Below are 17,283 nucleotides of genomic sequence, written 5' to 3' on the forward strand. Positions count from 1 at the left end.
ATGAACGCCGAACTTCAGATGATCGCCTGCCCGTTCTGTGCGGCAAGCGACCCGGGCAAGGTCTGCGCCGGCTGCGGCCGCGACAAGGCGGCGGCGCGGCGCATCTGCACCGCCTGCCGGGCGCAGACCCCGGTGGGCGACGCGGCCTGCCATGCCTGCGGCGCCCGCCGCGGCAACGAGCTGCGCTGGAAGATCCCGCTGATCGTCGGGCTGTTTGTCGCCGCCTTCGTGGCGGCGGTCGCGATCAACGTCTTCATGCAGTAAGGCGGCGGCGCCCGCCGATGCAAGAAGGGCCCGCAGCGCGGGCCCTCTCGCTGTCCGGCGGAAGTACCGGCGCTATTCGACGAATTCCGGCTCCTTGCGCTCGGCCGAGCCGCGGTCCGGGCCCTTGCGCGGCTTCTTGGCCGGCTCCTTGGCCTGGTCGAAGCGGAACGCGAGCTTGTCTGCCTTCTCGTCCAGGTCGACGAACACGACGCCGCCGTTGGTCAGTTCGCCGAACAGCAGCTCGTCGGCCAGCGGCTTCTTCACATTCTCCTGGATCACCCGGCCGAGCGGGCGGGCGCCGAACAGCCGGTCGTAGCCCTTGACCGACAGCCAGTGGCGCGCCTTGTCGCTCATCTCGATGGTGACGTTGCGGTCGAGCAGCTGCTCCTCGAGCTGCATGACGAACTTGTCGACCACCCGCGACAGCACCTCCTCGCTGAGGTGGGCGAACGGGATCACCGAGTCGAGCCGGTTGCGGAACTCCGGCGAGAACATGCGTTCGATCGCCTCCTTGTCGTCGCCCTCGCGCACGCTGCGCTCGAAGCCGATCGCCGGCTTGGCGAGGTCGGCCGCGCCCGCGTTGGTGGTCATGATCAGGATGACGTTGCGGAAATCGACCGTCTTGCCGTTGTGGTCGGTCAGCTTGCCGTGGTCCATCACCTGCAGCAGGATGTTGAACAGGTCCGGATGGGCCTTCTCGATCTCGTCCAGCAGCAGCACGCAGTGCGGGTGCTGGTCGACCGCATCGGTCAACAGCCCGCCCTGGTCGAAGCCGACATAGCCCGGCGGCGCGCCGATCAGGCGCGAGACCGAATGCCGTTCCATGTACTCCGACATGTCGAAGCGCTTGATCTCGACCCCCAGTGCGGCGGCCAGCTGGCGCGCCACCTCGGTCTTGCCGACGCCGGTGGGGCCGGAGAACAGGTAGTTGCCGATCGGCTTCTCCGGCTCGCGCAGGCCGGCGCGGGCCAGCTTGATGGCGCTGACCAGGGCGTCGATCGCCTGATCCTGGCCATAGACCATGCGCTTCAGGTCGCGCTCCAGGTTCTTCAGGATCGCCTTGTCGTCGCGGGTGACGTTCTTCGGCGGGATGCGGGCGATCTTGGCGACCACCGCCTCGATCTCCTTGACCCCGATTGTCTTGCGCCGGCGCGACGGCGGCACCAGCATCTGGGCGGCGCCGACCTCGTCGATCACGTCGATCGCCTTGTCGGGCAGCTTGCGGTCGTTGATGTAGCGCGCGGCCAGCTCCACCGCCGTGCGGATCGCGTCGTCGGTATAGCGGACCTTGTGGTGCTCCTCGTAGTAGGGCTTCAGCCCGCGCAGGATCTTGACCGTGTCGTCGACCGAGGGCTCGTTGACGTCGATCTTCTGGAACCGGCGCACCAGCGCCCGGTCCTTCTCGAAATAGTTGCGGTATTCCTTGTAGGTGGTCGAGCCGATGCAGCGCAGCGAGCCGCTGGCCAGCGCCGGCTTCAGCAGGTTCGACGCGTCCATCGCGCCGCCGGAGGTGGCGCCGGCGCCGATCACGGTGTGGATCTCGTCGATGAACAGCACCGAATGCGGCTTCTGCTCCAGCTCCGATACCACCGCCTTCAGCCGCTCCTCGAAGTCGCCGCGATAGCGGGTGCCGGCCAGCAGCGCGCCCATGTCGAGCTGGTAGATGATCGCCGGCTTCAGCACGTCGGGCACCTCGCCCTTGACGATGCGGCGGGCGAGACCCTCGGCAATCGCGGTCTTGCCGACGCCGGGCTCGCCGACATAGAGCGGGTTGTTCTTCTGGCGCCGGCACAGGATCTGGATGGTGCGTTCGACCTCGCTCTCGCGGCCGATCAGCGGATCGATCCGGCCGGCCGCGGCCTTCTCGTTGAGGTTGACGCAATAGGTGCTCAGCGCCTCTTCGCCCTTCTTGCTCGCTTTCTCCTCCCGCGACTCGTCGTCGGAGCCCGAAACCCGCCGCTGCTCCGACTGCCCCGGCACCTTGGCGATGCCGTGCGAGATGTAGTTCACGGCGTCCAGCCGGCTCATGTCCTGGTCTTGCAAATAGAATACCGCGTGGCTCTCGCGCTCGGAGAAGATCGCGACCAGCACGTTGGCGCCGGTCACCTCCTCGCGGCCGGAGGACTGGACGTGGATGGCGGCGCGCTGCAGCACGCGCTGGAAGCTGGATGTCGGCTTGGCGTCCTCGCCGCGGGTGGTCACCAGATAGGCAAGGTCGTTCTCGATGTAGTTCGACAGCTCGTCGCGCAGGCGCTGCAGGTCGATCCCGCACGCGCGGAACACGGCAACCGCATCCTGGTCCTCGGTCAACGCCAGCAGCAGGTGCTCCAGCGTGGCGTATTCGTGCCGGCGCTGGTTGGCCTGGGCGAGCGCACGGTGCAGGGTCTGTTCCAGGTTGCGTGACAGCATCGGGCCGCTATTCCTTCTCCAACGTGCACTGCAGAGGATGCTGGTGCTGCCGCGCGAACTCAATGACCTGCGTCACCTTGGTTTCGGCCACCTCGTAGGTGTAGACGCCGCAGATGCCGACGCCGCGACGGTGCACGTGCAGCATGACTTCCGTGGCCTCCTCGCGGGTCTTGTTGAAGAAGCGCTCCAGAATGTGCACGACGAACTCCATCGGCGTATAGTCGTCGTTGAGCATCAACACCTTGTAAAGAGACGGCTTCTTCGTTTTCGGCTTGATCCGGACCACCACGCCGGTTCCCGGATCGCCGTCACCCCGTCGCACCTCGTCGCTCATCGTCACTCAATCCCTTCGGCGGATGGGGGCGCTGGCGGGCGATCGTCCTCCAGTCGCGAAGCGACCCGCCCGACTGCCTGACCGACCCTGCAATCATATGGGATCGCCCGCCGTCGCGTGAAGCATTGAATTCGCGGGCCGGCCGCGAATCCGGAGGCGGCGCACCGCCGCCGGCCGGCGCCGATGCGGACAGCAGAAAGCATCACGCCCGCCAAATATGGCGGGCGCGTGGCCAGGTCAAATCGCGGCGGGGGGCCGGCGCGGCGGCCGGCACCCGGACGCGGCGGAGCGGGCTCAGACCGACTGCGGGCCCATGGCGCGGCCGAAGCCGGCCTTCAGCTCGCGGCCGATCGGCGCCATCGTCTCGGTCAGGGTGGCGCTGGCGATCTCGCCGATCTTGCCGCCCTCGGCCAGCAGGCTGTCGAAGCTGGCCTTCATGTGGCTCGCCTGGATGTCCATCGCCTCCTTCACGCTGGCGCAGGTCATCATCTGCCTGGCGGCGTTGAAGTTGGCGGCGAGCGAACTCTGCGCGAAGGCGAAGACCGCCCGGTTCATCTCGCCGACGCCCTTGGCCAGCGAGGTGCCGGCCTGCAGCAGGCTCTCCATCGTGCCCTGGCCGGTCCGGGTCATCGCGTCGAGGTTGCCTGCGACCATCGCGCCGGCCTTCTCGACCTGCGCCTGCGAGGCTTCGACCACCCGCTCGACCGCGGCTTCCACCGCCTCGGCGCCGGCCTGCATCGCCGACTCGATCTCGACCGCCTCGGTCTTGATCGCGTCGCCCGCCTTCTTCGCGGCCGTGGGCTCGCCCTTGGCCTTGGTGCTCATATCCACCTCCGATGTCGTGAATGTCCCGCGGGGCGTTTCGCACCCGCGTTGCTGCATTGCAGCATCGGGTGAAATGTAGGCAGCACAGCGGGAGGAGTCAAGGCCGGTTGTGCATTGCACAATCGTGACGGCGCCGGCGCTGCCGCCCGCCGGCGGCGTCGCTACTCCGCGGCCTCGGGCAGCGGCTCCGCGGTCCAGCCGTCCTGCTGCTGCGCCGGCGTCCGGCCGGCGGCGGCGCGCCGGGCGTCCCGGCGCTCGCGGCGGCGGGCCCGCCAGCCGCGTACGTTCTCGCGCGCCAGCAGGGCGCAGGGCGTGACGATCAGAGTCAGCACGGTGGCGAAGGTCAGGCCGAAGGCGATCGCGGTCGACAGCTGCACCCACCACTGGGTCGACGGCGCGCCGACCGACAGGCTGCGCGCGGCGAAGTCGATGTTGACCTGCAGCACCATCGGCATCAGGCCGAGGATGGTGGTGACGGTGGTCAGCATCACCGGCCGCAGGCGCTGGGCGCCGGTCAGCAGGATGGCGTGCATCGGATTGGTCACGGTCTTGCGCAGCTGGTCGTAGGTATCGATCAGCACGATGTTGTTGTTGACCACGATGCCGGCCAGCGCGATGACGCCGACCCCGCTCATCACGATGCCGAACGGCTGGTTGGTCAGCAGCAGCCCCAGCATCACGCCGACGGTGGACATGATCACCGCCGACAGGATCAGGAACGCGCTGTAGAAGCTGTTGAACTGGGTGACCAGGATGATCGCCATGATGAACAGCGCGATGCCGAAGGCGCTGGTCAGGAACGCCTGCGCCTCGGCCTGGTCCTCGTCCTCGCCCTGGAAGCTGACCTCGACCCGCGGGTCGATCTGGGCGTCGGCCAGCCAGTCCTTCATCGCGTTGATCATGTCGGTGGCCAGCAGCGGGTTGCCGCGGGCGTCGACGGCGGCCGGGTCGATGTCGGCCTTGACGGTCATCACCCGCACCCCGCCGGTGCGCGCCAGCGTGCCGACCCGCGGCTCGGCGCTGCGCACCACGAAGTTCGAGATCGGCACCAGGCCGGCATTGGTCTGGATGCGGATGCGGTCGAGCATCGACAGGTTGCGGTCGGCCACCGGGTAGCGCGCGACGATGTCGACCTCGTCGTCGGCATCGTCGGGGCGGTATTCGCTGAAGCGCAGGCCGTTGGTCACCAGCCGGATCAGGCTGCCGATCTGGGCGATGCTGGCGTCGAACTTGGCGGCCTGGGCGCGGTCGATGGTCAGCTCCCATTCGACGCCGGGCAGCGGCCGGCTGTCCTCGATGTCGATCAGCCCGGGCGTGCGCTCCATCCGGTCGCGCAGCATGACCACGGTCGGCTCGATCAGCTCGGGATATTGCGAGGCGATCTGGATCTGCACCGGCTTGCCGGCGGCCGGCCCGGCCTCCTGCTCGCGCACCTCGACGGTGATGCCGGCCAGTTCGGACGCGCGCTCCAGGATCTCGTGCTCGATCTCGCGGGCCGACCGGCGCCGGTCCCACTCGACGAACTCGATGGCGATGATGCCGATGACGTCCTCGGCCGCGTCCTGGCTCTGCCCCTGGCCGCCGCTGCGGGTATAGACCGAAGCCATCTCGTTGCGTTCGGCCGCCACGTCCAGGACGATGTCCTCGACCTCGGCGACCAGGAAATCCTGCTCGTCGACCGACAGGTTGCCGCGCGCCTTGACCTGCAGGCTGATCTGCTCCGGCTCGATCGACGGGAAGAACTCGACGCCGCGGCCGAAGGTGCCATAGGCCATCTGCGCCCCGACCAGCGCCAGCACGGCGGCGATCAGGATCTTGCCCGGGTGGCGCAGGGCGCCGCGCAGGACGCGCACATAGCCGCCGGTGAAGCCCTTCACCGAGCGCAGCGCCGCCTCGATGTCGGTCGACGGGTCGTCGCCCGACAGCAGCTTCATCTGCGCGACCTTGGCCTCGTCCATCTTCACCCGTTGGCGCCCGAGCACGCCGCCCAGCGTCGGCACGAAGATCAGCGCCATCGCCAGCGAGGCGCTGAGCGTGGCGATCAGGGTGATCGGCAGGTACTGCATGAACTCGCCGACGATGCCAGGCCAGAACAGCAGCGGCAGGAAGGCGGCCAGGGTGGTGGCGGTCGAGGCGATGATCGGCCACGCCATCCGCTTGGCCGCTGCGCCGTAGGCCTGCTTGCGGGTATAGCCCTCGGCCAGCTTGCGGTCGGCGTATTCGGTGACCACGATGGCGCCGTCGACCAGCATGCCGACGGCGAGGATCAGCGCGAACAGCACCACGATGTTGACGGTCAGGCCCATGATCGCCAGCACCAGGATGCCGGTCAGGAACGAGCCGGGGATGGCGACGCCGACCAGCAGGCCGGACTTGATGCCGAGCGCGCCGACGATGACGATCATCACCAGCAGCACGGCGCTGATGATGTTGTTCTGCAGGTCGTCCAGCATGCGCCGGATGTCCTGGCTGGAATCGCCGGAATAGGTGATCTCGACCGTCTCGGGGATGAACTCGCGCAGGCTCGCCACGGTCGCCTTGACCATCTCGATGGTCTCGATGACGTTCTCGCCGCTGCGCTTCACCACCTCCAGGCCGACCGCCGGCTCGCCGTTGATGCGGGCATAGCTCTGCGGATCCTTGAACGTGCGCTGCACGGTGGCGACGTCGCGCAGCATGATGACCCGGTCGCCGTCGACCTTGATCGGCAGGGTCAGGATGTCGTTCAGGTTCTCGAACAGGCCCGGCACGCGGATGGCGAAGCGGCCGTTGCCGGTGTCGAGCTGGCCCGCCGCGATCAGCCGGTTGGAGTTGGAGACGATCGTCACCAGCTCGTCGACCGCCAGCCCATAGCTTTCCGCCACCACCGGGTCGATGATCACCTCGACCTGCTCCTCGCGGTCGCCGGCGATGTCGACGCTGAGGACCGGGGGCAGGGCCTCGATGGCGTCCTCCAGCCGGCGCGCCACGGCCAGCAGGGTCCGTTCCGGCACCGGGCCGTGCAGGTTGACGGTGATCACCGGGAACAGGCTGAGGTTGACCTCGTTCACGGTCGGCTCGTCGGCCTCGGCGGGCAGGTTCGGCTTGGCGCGGTCGACGTCCTCGCGCACATCGAGCAGGGCCTGGTCGGCGTCGAAGCCGGCCTCGAACTCCAGCACGACGTTGGCGCCGCCGAGATAGGCGGTCGAGCGCATCTCCTTCAGGCCCTCGACGCTGCGCACCTCCTGCTCGATCGGCTTGACCAGCAGGCGCTCGGCGTCCTCGGGCGAGACGCCCTCCAGGCTCATCGAGACATAGATGATCGGGATGTTGATGTCCGGGTCGCTCTCCTTCGGGATCGCGACATAGGTGGCGTAGCCGGCGACCAGCAGCAGCGCCAGAGTCGACAGCACCATGCGGCTGTGGCTGAGCGCCGCCCCGATCAGCGCGTTCATGACGCGGTGTCCGGCCCGTCGTCCAGTGCCGCCGTCGGCTGGTAGACCGGCTCGACGACCTGGCCGCTGGACACGTATTCCTGGCCGACCGTGATCAGCGTCACCTTCTCGGGCAGGCCGGCGACCCACAGGCCGTCGGTGGTGTCGCCGAGCAGGGCGATCGGCACGAAGGCGACGGTGTTGCCCTCGGCCACGATGCGCACGCCGATGGTGCCGTCGTCGGCGAGCGCGATCACCGCCGGGCTGATGCGGTGCGCCATGATCTGCCGGCCGGCGATGCGCACGTCCGCGGTGAGACCGTCGATGATCGACCCGTCGGGATTCGGGATCTCGATCTCGACCTTGAAGGTGCGGGTGGACGGGTCGGCCATTGCCGAGACGTAGCGGATGACGCCGTCAGCCTCGACGCCGGTGATCAGCCGCACGCTCGCCACCGCACCGACATGGACCTCGCCGATCTGGCGCTCGGTCACATGGACGACGACGACGATGGGGTCGAGGTCGACCAGCATGGCGACCTGGTCGCCCTCGCGGACATAGCTGCCGAGCTCGACGTCGACGCTGTTGACCAGGCCGTCGAACGGGGCGGTGATGGTGGTCTTGTCCAGCTGCTGCTGCCAGGCGGTGACCTGCGCCTCGGCGGCGTTCAGGTTGGCCCGCGCGGTGGCGACCTGGGTGCGGGCGGAATAGCCGCTCTGGCTCAGTTGCGCCGCCGCATTGTACTCGATGCGCCGCTGCTCCAGCAGCGCGCGCGCCTGTTCGACCTGCGCCTCCAGGTCGTAGGTGGACAGGCGGGCCAACGGGGTTCCGGCCGCCACCGCCGCGCCTTCCTCGACCAGGATCTCGGCGACGGTGCCGGCGATCTCGGCGCCGATGGTGACCGAGCGGTTCGCAGCGGTGTGGCCGAGCAGGGCGACCTCTTCGACATAGGGCTCGGCGACCATGTCGGCGACGCGGACGCGGAACGGTGCCGGTTCGTTTGCCGCGCCGTCGGCTTCGGTGGCGAAGGCGCCGGTCGGCGCCGTCTCGGCCGGTCCGCCCATCAGCACGCCCGAGCCGATCCAGGCCACCGCGCCGACGGCGAGAACGCCGGCAAAGATCAGCGAAAGTCTCATCGGTCCGCGATCCTCGTTGTTCCTGGGCCCGCGCCTATTCCGCGGCCTGGCTGGGCACGGCAGCGGGTGCGTCGATTTCGCGCCCGGACTGTGGCGCCGCGAAGGCGGCCTTGGCCGCCAGCTCGCCGTCGATGGCGATCGCCGCCAGCAGTTCGTGCCGGTGTTCGTCGAGATAGCGCGCGGCCGCCTCGTACAGCGCCAGCCCGAAGCCGCGCACGAAGTCGGCGCCGGGGCGCTTGCTGCCGCAGTCGGGCCGGCTGCACAGGTGCTCGATCTTGTCGCGGTAGAACGTCAGGCGCTCGTCGATCAGCGCCTCGACGGTGCGCGCCGGCATCAGATGGGCGAAATACAGCCGGAACAGGTGGTCGGAGCGGAACCGCTCGACCGCCGGCGCCTCCTCCAGGATGTCGAGCAGCGCCAGCTTGCCCTTCTGGGTGATGCGATAGACCTTCTTGTCCGGCCGGCCTTCCTGGTTCTCGGTCTGACCGGTGATCAGGCCTTCCTCGCTCATCCGGCGCAGCGCCGGATAGATCGAGCCGAACCCGGCCTCCGAAAACACGCTGAACGGCCCGGCCTCCAGGCTCTTGCGGATCTCGTAGCCGCTGGCGTCGCCCAGGCTGAGGACGGCCAGGCAAATCGCTCGTGCATCCATGGCACCCATTCTCCCGCGCGGACCATGCCCAGGCTCGGCATATGAGTCAACGTCATATTCCGGCCATACATATATCGAAGCGATATATAGTGATGCAAGCGCCGCTGTCCACCCTTGTGGCGACGAAGGGGTTACGCGGCGCCGGCGCCGGTGGATGATTGCGGCGCCGTCGCGGGCGCCGGGGCGGGCATCAGTCGCAGGAATAGCTGCCCGGCACCGCCTCCTCGTAGCTGCACAGCGCGTCGCCCTCGACCGTGCAGGCGGTGAACATGCCGACCTCTCGGCAGTCGCAGACATAGCCGGACCCGTGGAACTGGGTGCGCGCGACCAGGTCGCGGATGTCGGTGCGGCTGCCGAGCGCGGTCTGGCAGACCGAAGCGGAGCGCTGGGCCAGCTGGCGCTTGGCCACGTCGCAGGCCAGGTACTCGCCCATCCGCAGCGTCTCGTAGACCCATTCGTGCGCGATGCGCTGCTCCTGCGGCTGCCAGGCGGCCGTTGCGGTGCAGGCGGCCGGCCCGTTGGTCGGCACTGCGGCGGGCGGCACACCCGCGCCGGGGCCGACGCAGGCGCAGAGCGGGACGGAGAGGGCGACGATGCGTGCGGCTGTGCTAATAACCACGGCAGGTCTTCCGTGCGCTGTCATTACAGTGGCATTGTGATATTTGGGCATCGGCCGGCGCGAACCCAACGCCCGCGATGTTCGCATGCCGGCCGAATGGAGGGGGATCAGTGGCCGTTCTCGAGAAAGACCTGTGTCGAATCAACATCCTGTCGGGCCTGCTGCCCGAGGATCTGGAGATGCTTTCGGGTCGATGCACCTGGCGGCGGTTCGAACCGGACCAGTTCATCATCGACCAGCACAGCCCCAGCCGCGATGTCTGCTTCGTCACCACCGGCAAGGCCCGGATCGTGATCTACGCCCCGAACGGACGGGAAATCTCGTTCGACGACGTGTCGAGCGGCAGCTATTTCGGCGAGCTCGCCGCCATCGACGGCGAGCCGCGCTCGGCGTCAGCGGTGGCGCTGGAGCCGACGACGGTGGCCGCGATGTCGCCCGAGGCGTTCATCGACCTGATGGTCGAATATCCGACCGTGGCGCTGGACGTCATGCGCGGGCTGGCCCGCATCGTGCGCGGCGCCACCGCGCGGATCATGGACCTGAGCGTGGTCGGCGCCAACAACCGGGTCCAGGCCGAGGTGCTGCGCCTGGCGCGCGACGCGACGCTGGACGGCATCGAGGCGCGGATCCGGCCGATCCCGGTACACAGCGACATCGCCGCGCGGGTCAGCACCACGCGCGAGACGGTCGCCCGCGTGCTGTCCGACCTCGCCCGCCAGGGCCTGGTCGTGCGCGAGGGCCATGTGCTCGTGGTTCGCGACATCGGCCAGCTCAACGCCATGGTCGACGAGGTGCGCGGCGAGTGATCCCGGGCCCCGCGGACCGGTGCGGGGCCTGAACCGGCTCCCATTTTGGCGCACAATAGTGCATGGTCATCCCGTGACGCAGCCGCCGTGCCCGTTCCCGGCGGCAACAATCCAAGTAACCGGAGTGGAGGCGTTTCTTCTATGCTTGCAGAGACCTTGTTTCGTTCCCCCGCGCTGACCGCGATCGCCCTGGTCGGTGTGCTCGGCCTGGCGGCCTGCCGGACCAGCGGCAGCACGAGTGGCGATGAGGCAGCCGCCGAAACGAGCGCTGCCGCGGAGACCTCGGCCGAAGCCTCCGCTTCTGCGGAGAGCACCGATTCGACCCCGTCCCCGGCCGCGGCCGACATCGTGGCGACGGCGACGGCAGCCGGCAATTTCACCACGCTGGTGAGCGCGCTGGAGGCCGCCGGCCTGGCCGACGACCTGATGGGCGCCGGGCCGTTCACCGTGTTCGCGCCGACCGACGAGGCGTTCGCTGCGCTGCCGCAGGGCACGGTCGACGCCCTGCTGCTGCCGGCCAACCGCGACCGGCTGGTGCAGATCCTCAGCTATCACGTGATCGCGGGACAGGAGTTGATGGCGTCCGACCTGGCCGGCCAGACGATGGACGTGGCCACCCTGGAAGGCCGCTCGGTCTCGATCAACGGCAGCAACGGCGTCAAGGTCGACAACGCCAAGGTCATCGCGGCCGACGTGGATGCCTCCAACGGCGTCATCCACGTGATCGATACCGTGCTGATTCCCTGACGCCACGGCGACGACACGGCATCGCCGGCCGGGCGGTTCCGGCAGGACCGCCCGGCCTGTCGCTTGCGGCCTGTCGCTTGCGGCCTGGCCGCTGCGCCGGCGCCCGCGCCGGTTGGCAGCGGCGACGGGCCAACCCATCTGACTGGAATGACGACGGCGAACGAGCGTGAGCGGCACCGGCCGCGCGGGTGCGAGCCCGTGGGTGCGGCCGACGGGCTGAGCCGGCGCCGGCTGATCGGCGCCGGCGCGGCGACGCTGGCGCTGTCGGCGATGCCGGCGGCAGCGGCCGGCGAGCGCCGGGTCAGGCTCTATGCCGTCCATACCGGCGAAAGCTTCGACGACGTCTATCACGACGGCGAGGCCTATATCGACGAGGCGCTGAGCGCGCTGGACTGGCTGCTGCGCGACCATCGCGAGAACGTCGCCGCGGCGATGGACCCGGGCGTCTACGACCTGTTGTGGACGCTGGGCAGCCGCTATGCCGCCGCCCGCGGCAGCCGGCCGATGATCAGCATGCACTCGGGCTTCCGCACCGAGGCCACCAACCAGCTGCTGCTCAGCGAGGGCGCCGCGCAGAACAGCCTGCACAAGGAGGGCATGGCGGTGGACGTCTCGGTGCAGGGCCTGGGCATCAACATCCTGGCCAACCAGGCGATGCGGATCGGCGCCGGCGGCCTCGGCATCTACTGGCGCTCGGGCTTCGTCCACCTGGACACCGGCCCGTCCCGTTTCTGGTACCGCCGCTAGGCGTTTGCCGCTAGGCTCTCCGCCCCCGCCACAGTCCGCCCAGCCGATGACCGAAGCCGTCGCGATTGCCGCCCAGACCGCCATGCGCCCTGTGCGGCTGCCCGCGCTGGATTTCGCGCGCGGCATCGCGATCCTCGCCGTCATTGCCTATCATTTCTGCTGGGATCTCGAGGACTTCGGCATCCACTATTTCGGCCTGTTCGAGGCGCCGTTCTGGCTGTTCGCCCGCACGGTGATCGCCGGCGCCTTCCTGGTCATCGCCGGCATCGGACTGGTTCTGGCGGCGGAGGGCGGCATCGACCGGCGCCGCTACGGCATCAGGCTGGCCAAGATCGTGGCGGGCGCCGCCATCGTGACCGCGGCGACCTACTGGAACTATCCCCAGGCCGGCGTCTTCTTCGGCATCCTGCACCACATCGCGGTGGCCAGCGTGATCGGGCTGGCCTTCCTGCGGCTGCCGTGGTGGCTGACGCTGGCCGCGGCGGCCGGCGTGATCGCGCTCGACTATGCGCACCAGGACTGGCTGTCGGCGCCGTGGCTGCTGTGGCTGGGCATGGGCACCGGCGAGGTGTGGGCGGTCGACTACGTGCCGCTGGTGCCGTGGTTCAGCGGTGTGCTGATCGGCATCGCGCTGGCGCGGCTGGCCCTGTCCAGCGGGGCCGCGGCCGCGCTCGCCGCCTGGCCGCTGGATGGTGTGGCGGGCTGCACCGTGCGGTTCCTCGGCCGGCACACGCTGATCATCTACCTGGTGCACCAGCCGATCCTGTTCGGCCTGTTCTTCCTCTGGTTCTACCTGACCAGTCCCTGACCCGCCCGATCAGCCCCGCAGTCGCCGTCCGGGTTGCGGTAGGGCGAATGCTCGCGCTCCAGCCAGACCATCTCCTCGCGCACGGCGGGCCGCTCGCGGCGCAGGAAGTCCTCGACCGCGCGGCCGAAGCCGGCGTTGGCGATCCAATGTGCGCTGTAGGTCGGACAGGGCAGGTAGCCGCGCTGGATCTTGTGCGGTCCCTGGGTGCCGGCCTCGACCCTGGCCAGACCGTGTTCGATCGCATAGTCGATGGCCCGGTAGTAGCAGCACTCGAAGTGCAGCAGCGGGTGGTCCTCGGCACAGCCCCAGTTGCGGCCGTACAGCGCATCGCTGCCGCGCAGGTTCATGGCGCCGGCGATCGGACGGCCGTCGCGACAGGCCAGCACCATCACCACCTGGCGTGGCATCCGGGCGCCGATCAGCTCGAAGAAGCGGCGGGTCAGATAGGGTGCGCCCCACTTGCGGTCGTAGGTGTCGACGTAGAAGCGGTAGAAGGCGTCCCACAGCGCCGGCGTCATCTCGTCGCCGTGGCGCACCTCGACGGCGATGCCGGATTCCGCGACCGACCTGCGCTCCTTGCGGATCGCCTTGCGCTTGCGCGAGGCAAGCGCGCCGAGGAAGTCGTCGAAGCGGCCATAGCCCCGGTTGTGCCAGTGGAACTGCTGGCCCAGCCGCTGCAGGAAACCGGCCGCGCCCAGCACTTGCCAGTCGTCCTCGCTGCAGAAGGTGACGTGCAGCGAGGACACGCCCATCCGCTTGGCGACCTGCACGGCGCCGTCGGTCAGCGCCGCCTTGGCGGCGATGTCGGGCTCGTCGCCGACCAGCAGTCGCGGCCCGGGCGCCGGGGTGAACGGCACCGCCGCCTGCAGCTTGGGGTAATAGTCGCCGCCGGCCTGCTCCAGGGCATGGGCCCAGCTGTGGTCGAAAACATACTCGCCGTAGGAATTGTTCTTGAGATAGAGCGGCATACATCCCACGATCCGGCGGCTGTCGTCCTCGAGCACGAGGTGCTGCGGCCACCAGCCGGTGCGGTCGCCGACCGAACCGCTCTCTTCCAGCGCATTGAGGAAGGCATGGCTCACGAAAGGGTTGCGGCCGCCCGCGCATCGGTCCCAGTCGGCGGCATCGATCGCGGCGATCGAGTCCGCGAGCCGGGCGGTGTACTGGTCGCGTCCGTCAGCCATGCCGGGTCCGTGACGAAGGGGGCGCTCGCCTCGACAATGGGATCGCGCCCAAGCCGGGACAAGGGTGTCCGCGGTCGCATCCGGCCTTGCCCGGGCCCCGCCCAGCCGAATGCAGGAGTCGCGCCCCGATGCGGACCTCGCTGACGACCGTCGTGGCGCTTGCCGTCGTCGTCGTCTTCGTGATGCCGCTGCTGTGGCTGGTCGCAGCCACTTTTCGCCAGGCGGCCGACCGGGTGCGCGTTCGCGGGCTCGGCATTCCGTGGCTCGACTTCGACCCGCAGATCGACGCATGGGTCGACCAGCTCTCGACCCCGCTGATCCGTGACGCGCTGTGGGATTCGGCCGTGATCGCCGTCTCGGCGATGGCGCTGGCGCTGGTGCTGGCGGTGCCCGCCGCCTGGTCGCTGGCGCGCATGGCGCGGCGCGGCGGCAAGGTGCGCAGCGACATCGTCACCGGGCTGCTGCTGACGGCCAGGCTGGTTCCGCCGATCATGCTGGTGGTCCCGCTCTATCTGCTGATGGACTGGGTGGACCTGATCGACACCAAGCTGGCGCTGATCCTGGTCAACGCCTCGCTGGTGCTGCCGTTCATCATCGTCATCATGCGCCAGACCTTCCTCGACCTGCCGGTCGAACTGGAGGAGGCCGCCGCCCTGGACGGCGCGCCGGGCTGGGTGATCCTGCTGCACATCATCCTGCCGGTGTCGACACCGGCGCTCGCGGCCGGCGCGCTGATCTCGCTGGCCTATGTCTGGAACGACTACCTGTTCGCCCTGTCCTTCTTCCGGCTGGAGATGCGCACCATGCCGATGCTGATCACCGCCGGCGGCGGCGGCGCCGACATGATGGTGCGCACCACCATCGCGATCCTGCTGCCCGCCGTCGTCGCGCTGCTGGCCCAGCGCTACATCGTGCGCGGGCTGACCTTCGGCGCACTGGGCAAATAGCCGGTCACCCGAGCCGGAATACCGCCTCGACCTCGACAGCAGCGCCCAGCGGCAGGGCGTTGACCCCGACGGCGGCGCGGGCGTGCCGGCCGCGATCGCCGAGCACGTCGACGACCAGATCGGAGGCGCCGTTGATCACCTTCGGCTGGTCGGCATAGCCGTCGACGCAGTTGACGAAGCCGCCGACGCGCACGCACTGCGCGATCCGGTCGAGGTCGCCGCCGCAGGCCCGCTTCATCTGGGCGAGGATGTTGATCATGCACAGCCGCGCGGCCTCACGGCCGCGGTCGAGGTCGACATCGGCGCCCAGCTTGCCGACCACCGCGACCTTGCCGTCGACCATCGGCAGCTGGCCGGAGACGAACACCAGCTCGCCCGCGGTCTGGAACGGCACGTAGTTGGCGGCGGGCGCCGGGGCGTCCGGCAGCGCGATACCGAGCGCACGCAGGCGCTCCTCAACGGCAGAGGTCATCGGGTCTGGTCCTGGCTTCGCCTCGATGGCCGGCACAGTGGCGCAACGGCGCGCGCCAGACAAGCGCGCACGCGCCGCGCGGAGCAGTTCAGCCCTGGCCCAGGCTGGCCAGGGCGGGCCGCGGTCCGACAGGGCGCCCGCCTGGAGCTGCGCCGGCGGCGTCGACGCACGCTGCGGCGCCGGGCTCGGCCGCGACAGCACCAGGTCGAGCGCTTCGGTCATCCGGGCCTCGCTGCCGGCGGCCTCGCCGCGCTCCGGCGACAGGGCGCGGGCGTCGGCGTCGGGCAGTCCCGGCGTGCCGACCAGCGTGCCCGCGCCCAGGCAATGACGGTTGGCGGCGGCGATCGCATCGGCGTCGAAGCCGATCGCGGCCAGCATGTCGTAGCCGAAATCCTCGCACTGCACCGGGTCGAGGCCGAGCGCGCGGCAGGCCTCGGCGCCGAGCACCCAGCGGTTGAAGACGTGGCGGATGTCGTGGGCCTCGGCCAGCGCCGTCTCCAGCCGGGCCAGGGCGGCAGGCGGCAGGCCCTTCGCCAGCAGGGCGGCGGCGGGGATGCCCGGCGCACCGTCCAGCCGGCGGCGGCCGCGCAGATGGCGGATCGCCGCCGCACGCACGCCGGCGCCGTGGCCGAGCGCGGCGAGCCCCGGGTCGAGTTCGGGCACGACCTGGGTGGACCGCCGGCCGCTGGCATGCTCGTGGTCGAGCAGCAGGGCGGGCAGCGGCGCGGCGCCGAATGTGTGCAGCTCCAGCGGCAACAGCGGGTCGACGCGGCCCGACGGCAGCGCGGTGAAGGCACAGTGGCGCAGGCCGGCGCGGGTGCCGTCGCGGGCGGCGGCCCACAGCGGGCCGGCGACGGGGTCCAGGCTCGCTGCCAGGGTGGCGAGCGCACCGGGCCGGGCGACATGCGCCAGCCGGTCGACCGCCGCGGTCCATGCCCGCTCCGCCGCGGCCAGGCCGGCCGCCACGGCGGCGCGGGCGGCGGCGAAGCCGGGGCAGGGGCCGGCTTCGTCCGCGATCTCGGCGCTGGCGGCGGCGCAGGCTGCGGTGATCAGGCCGGCGACCGCGACGGCGAGGGCGCGGCCGGCCTCGCCGTCATGGCCAAGGCCCTGGCCCAGCACCAGGCCGGCCAGGTTGGCGGGCCCGACCGCGGCGGGCCGGTAGGCGTGCATCGCCCGGGCCAGCGCCTCGGTCCGCCAAACCCGCGTGCCGAGCTCGATCTCTGCCGCGATCGCGGCGAGCCGCGCCGCAGCGGCCAGCGCGCCGGCGTCGAGCCGGCCGCGCCCGTCGACGAAGCGGGCGACGTCGATGGCCAGTACCGGCGCCGGCAGGTCGGCCGGCATCGCGGCGGCGGCCTTGCCGCGCGCGGAGCTGCGCATCAGCGCCACCACGTTGTCGAGCGGCGTGGCTTCCGGCTCCACCACATGGTCGGCCGGGGTGAAGCCGGGCAGGGCGTGGGCGGGGGTCATCACCCCGCTGAACGGGTCGATCGCATGGCCGATGCGCGCCTGGCTGCCGTTGATGCCGCGCCAGGCGCTCTGGTCCGGGCCCAGCCGCCGGTGCGCCAGCAGCCAGCGCATGTCGTCGAAAAAGGCCGCCGCATCGTCCGCCTGGTCGAACAGGCCGAGCCGCCAGCCCCACGCGGTCCAGCGCGCGGCCAGCCGGTCGACGACGCGCAGCACCGGATTGTCGATGCCGGCAGTCGGCGCCGACAGGCAGGCCGGCAGCTCCGCCGCCGGGAACGGCAGCGCGGCATCCGGCAGGTCGAAGGCCGCGAGCGCCCGCGAGGTGCGCTGCGGCCAATCGGACGGCACCACCATGCTGTCCGCCGCCTCGCCGTCCGGGTCCATCGCCACGCGGCGCACGGCCACGTCGCCGAACGGCGCGCCGGGACGGTCGCAGAAGCTGGAGGTAATGCGCAT

15 protein-coding genes are annotated in these 17,283 nt (G+C 70.1%); 6 read left to right on the forward strand and 9 right to left on the reverse strand.

The annotated features are described in order from the left end of the window. Positions 1-264: a double zinc ribbon domain-containing protein gene (locus tag R3F55_21945; protein ID MEZ5670046.1), complete on the forward strand. Its 264-nt coding sequence runs from the start codon at positions 1-3 to the stop codon at positions 262-264. 72 nt (positions 265-336) lie between these two features. Here the strand turns inward: R3F55_21945 and clpA are convergent, their stop codons facing one another. From clpA to R3F55_21980, 7 genes are all read right to left on the reverse strand, one after another. Continuing rightward, a complete protein-coding gene (clpA, locus tag R3F55_21950; GenBank protein ID MEZ5670047.1) occupies positions 337-2,673 on the reverse strand; it encodes an ATP-dependent Clp protease ATP-binding subunit ClpA in 2,337 nt (778 codons plus the stop codon). 7 nt (positions 2,674-2,680) lie between these two features. Then, positions 2,681-3,007, reverse strand: coding sequence for an ATP-dependent Clp protease adapter ClpS (clpS, locus tag R3F55_21955; protein MEZ5670048.1), 327 nt, complete (start codon positions 3,005-3,007; stop codon positions 2,681-2,683). 294 nt (positions 3,008-3,301) lie between these two features. After that, positions 3,302-3,832 (reverse strand): phasin family protein, encoded by a 531-nt coding sequence (locus R3F55_21960; protein ID MEZ5670049.1) that lies wholly within the window; start codon positions 3,830-3,832, stop codon positions 3,302-3,304. A gap of 161 nt (positions 3,833-3,993) precedes the next feature. After that, the gene (locus R3F55_21965) at positions 3,994-7,266 is read right to left on the reverse strand and encodes an efflux RND transporter permease subunit (GenBank protein ID MEZ5670050.1); all 3,273 of its coding nucleotides are present in this window, start codon (positions 7,264-7,266) and stop codon (positions 3,994-3,996) included. Beyond that, positions 7,263-8,381: an efflux RND transporter periplasmic adaptor subunit gene (locus tag R3F55_21970; protein MEZ5670051.1), complete on the reverse strand. Its 1,119-nt coding sequence runs from the start codon at positions 8,379-8,381 to the stop codon at positions 7,263-7,265. Before R3F55_21970 ends, R3F55_21965 begins: the two co-directional genes overlap by 4 nt. Before the next feature lie 34 nt (positions 8,382-8,415). Beyond that, a complete protein-coding gene (locus R3F55_21975; GenBank protein ID MEZ5670052.1) occupies positions 8,416-9,033 on the reverse strand; it encodes a PadR family transcriptional regulator in 618 nt (205 codons plus the stop codon). A 190-nt stretch (positions 9,034-9,223) separates the two neighbouring features. After that, positions 9,224-9,652: a hypothetical protein gene (locus tag R3F55_21980; GenBank protein MEZ5670053.1), complete on the reverse strand. Its 429-nt coding sequence runs from the start codon at positions 9,650-9,652 to the stop codon at positions 9,224-9,226. 110 nt (positions 9,653-9,762) lie between these two features. On the opposite strand from R3F55_21980, the gene R3F55_21985 reads away from it, so the two are divergent. The 4 genes from R3F55_21985 (at position 9,763) to R3F55_22000 (ending at position 12,760) form a co-directional block, all read left to right on the forward strand. Further along, a complete protein-coding gene (locus tag R3F55_21985) occupies positions 9,763-10,458 on the forward strand; it encodes a Crp/Fnr family transcriptional regulator (protein MEZ5670054.1) in 696 nt (231 codons plus the stop codon). Positions 10,459-10,614: 156 nt separating this feature from the next. Next, entirely contained in the window at positions 10,615-11,205 is a 591-nt protein-coding gene (locus R3F55_21990) for a fasciclin domain-containing protein (protein ID MEZ5670055.1), read from the forward strand. Between the two features lie 198 nt (positions 11,206-11,403). Further along, positions 11,404-11,952: a DUF882 domain-containing protein gene (locus R3F55_21995; protein MEZ5670056.1), complete on the forward strand. Its 549-nt coding sequence runs from the start codon at positions 11,404-11,406 to the stop codon at positions 11,950-11,952. 46 nt (positions 11,953-11,998) lie between these two features. Beyond that, entirely contained in the window at positions 11,999-12,760 is a 762-nt protein-coding gene (locus R3F55_22000; protein ID MEZ5670057.1) for a heparan-alpha-glucosaminide N-acetyltransferase, read from the forward strand. Here R3F55_22000 and R3F55_22005 read toward each other — a convergent pair. Further along, the gene (locus R3F55_22005) at positions 12,742-13,944 is read right to left on the reverse strand and encodes a GNAT family N-acetyltransferase (GenBank protein MEZ5670058.1); all 1,203 of its coding nucleotides are present in this window, start codon (positions 13,942-13,944) and stop codon (positions 12,742-12,744) included. The two genes, R3F55_22000 and R3F55_22005, sit on opposite strands and share 19 nt — an antisense overlap. A 128-nt stretch (positions 13,945-14,072) precedes the next feature. Between R3F55_22005 and R3F55_22010 the strand changes: the two genes are divergently transcribed. Continuing rightward, positions 14,073-14,891 carry a carbohydrate ABC transporter permease gene (locus tag R3F55_22010; GenBank protein ID MEZ5670059.1) on the forward strand — a complete coding sequence of 273 codons (819 nt, stop codon included), beginning with the start codon at positions 14,073-14,075 and terminating at the stop codon, positions 14,889-14,891. A gap of 4 nt (positions 14,892-14,895) precedes the next feature. Here the strand turns inward: R3F55_22010 and R3F55_22015 are convergent, their stop codons facing one another. Then, the gene (locus tag R3F55_22015; protein MEZ5670060.1) at positions 14,896-17,283 is read right to left on the reverse strand and encodes an Atu1372/SO_1960 family protein; all 2,388 of its coding nucleotides are present in this window, start codon (positions 17,281-17,283) and stop codon (positions 14,896-14,898) included.

This window comes from Alphaproteobacteria bacterium, from assembly GCA_041396705.1.
Classification (GTDB): domain Bacteria; phylum Pseudomonadota; class Alphaproteobacteria; order CALKHQ01; family CALKHQ01; genus CALKHQ01.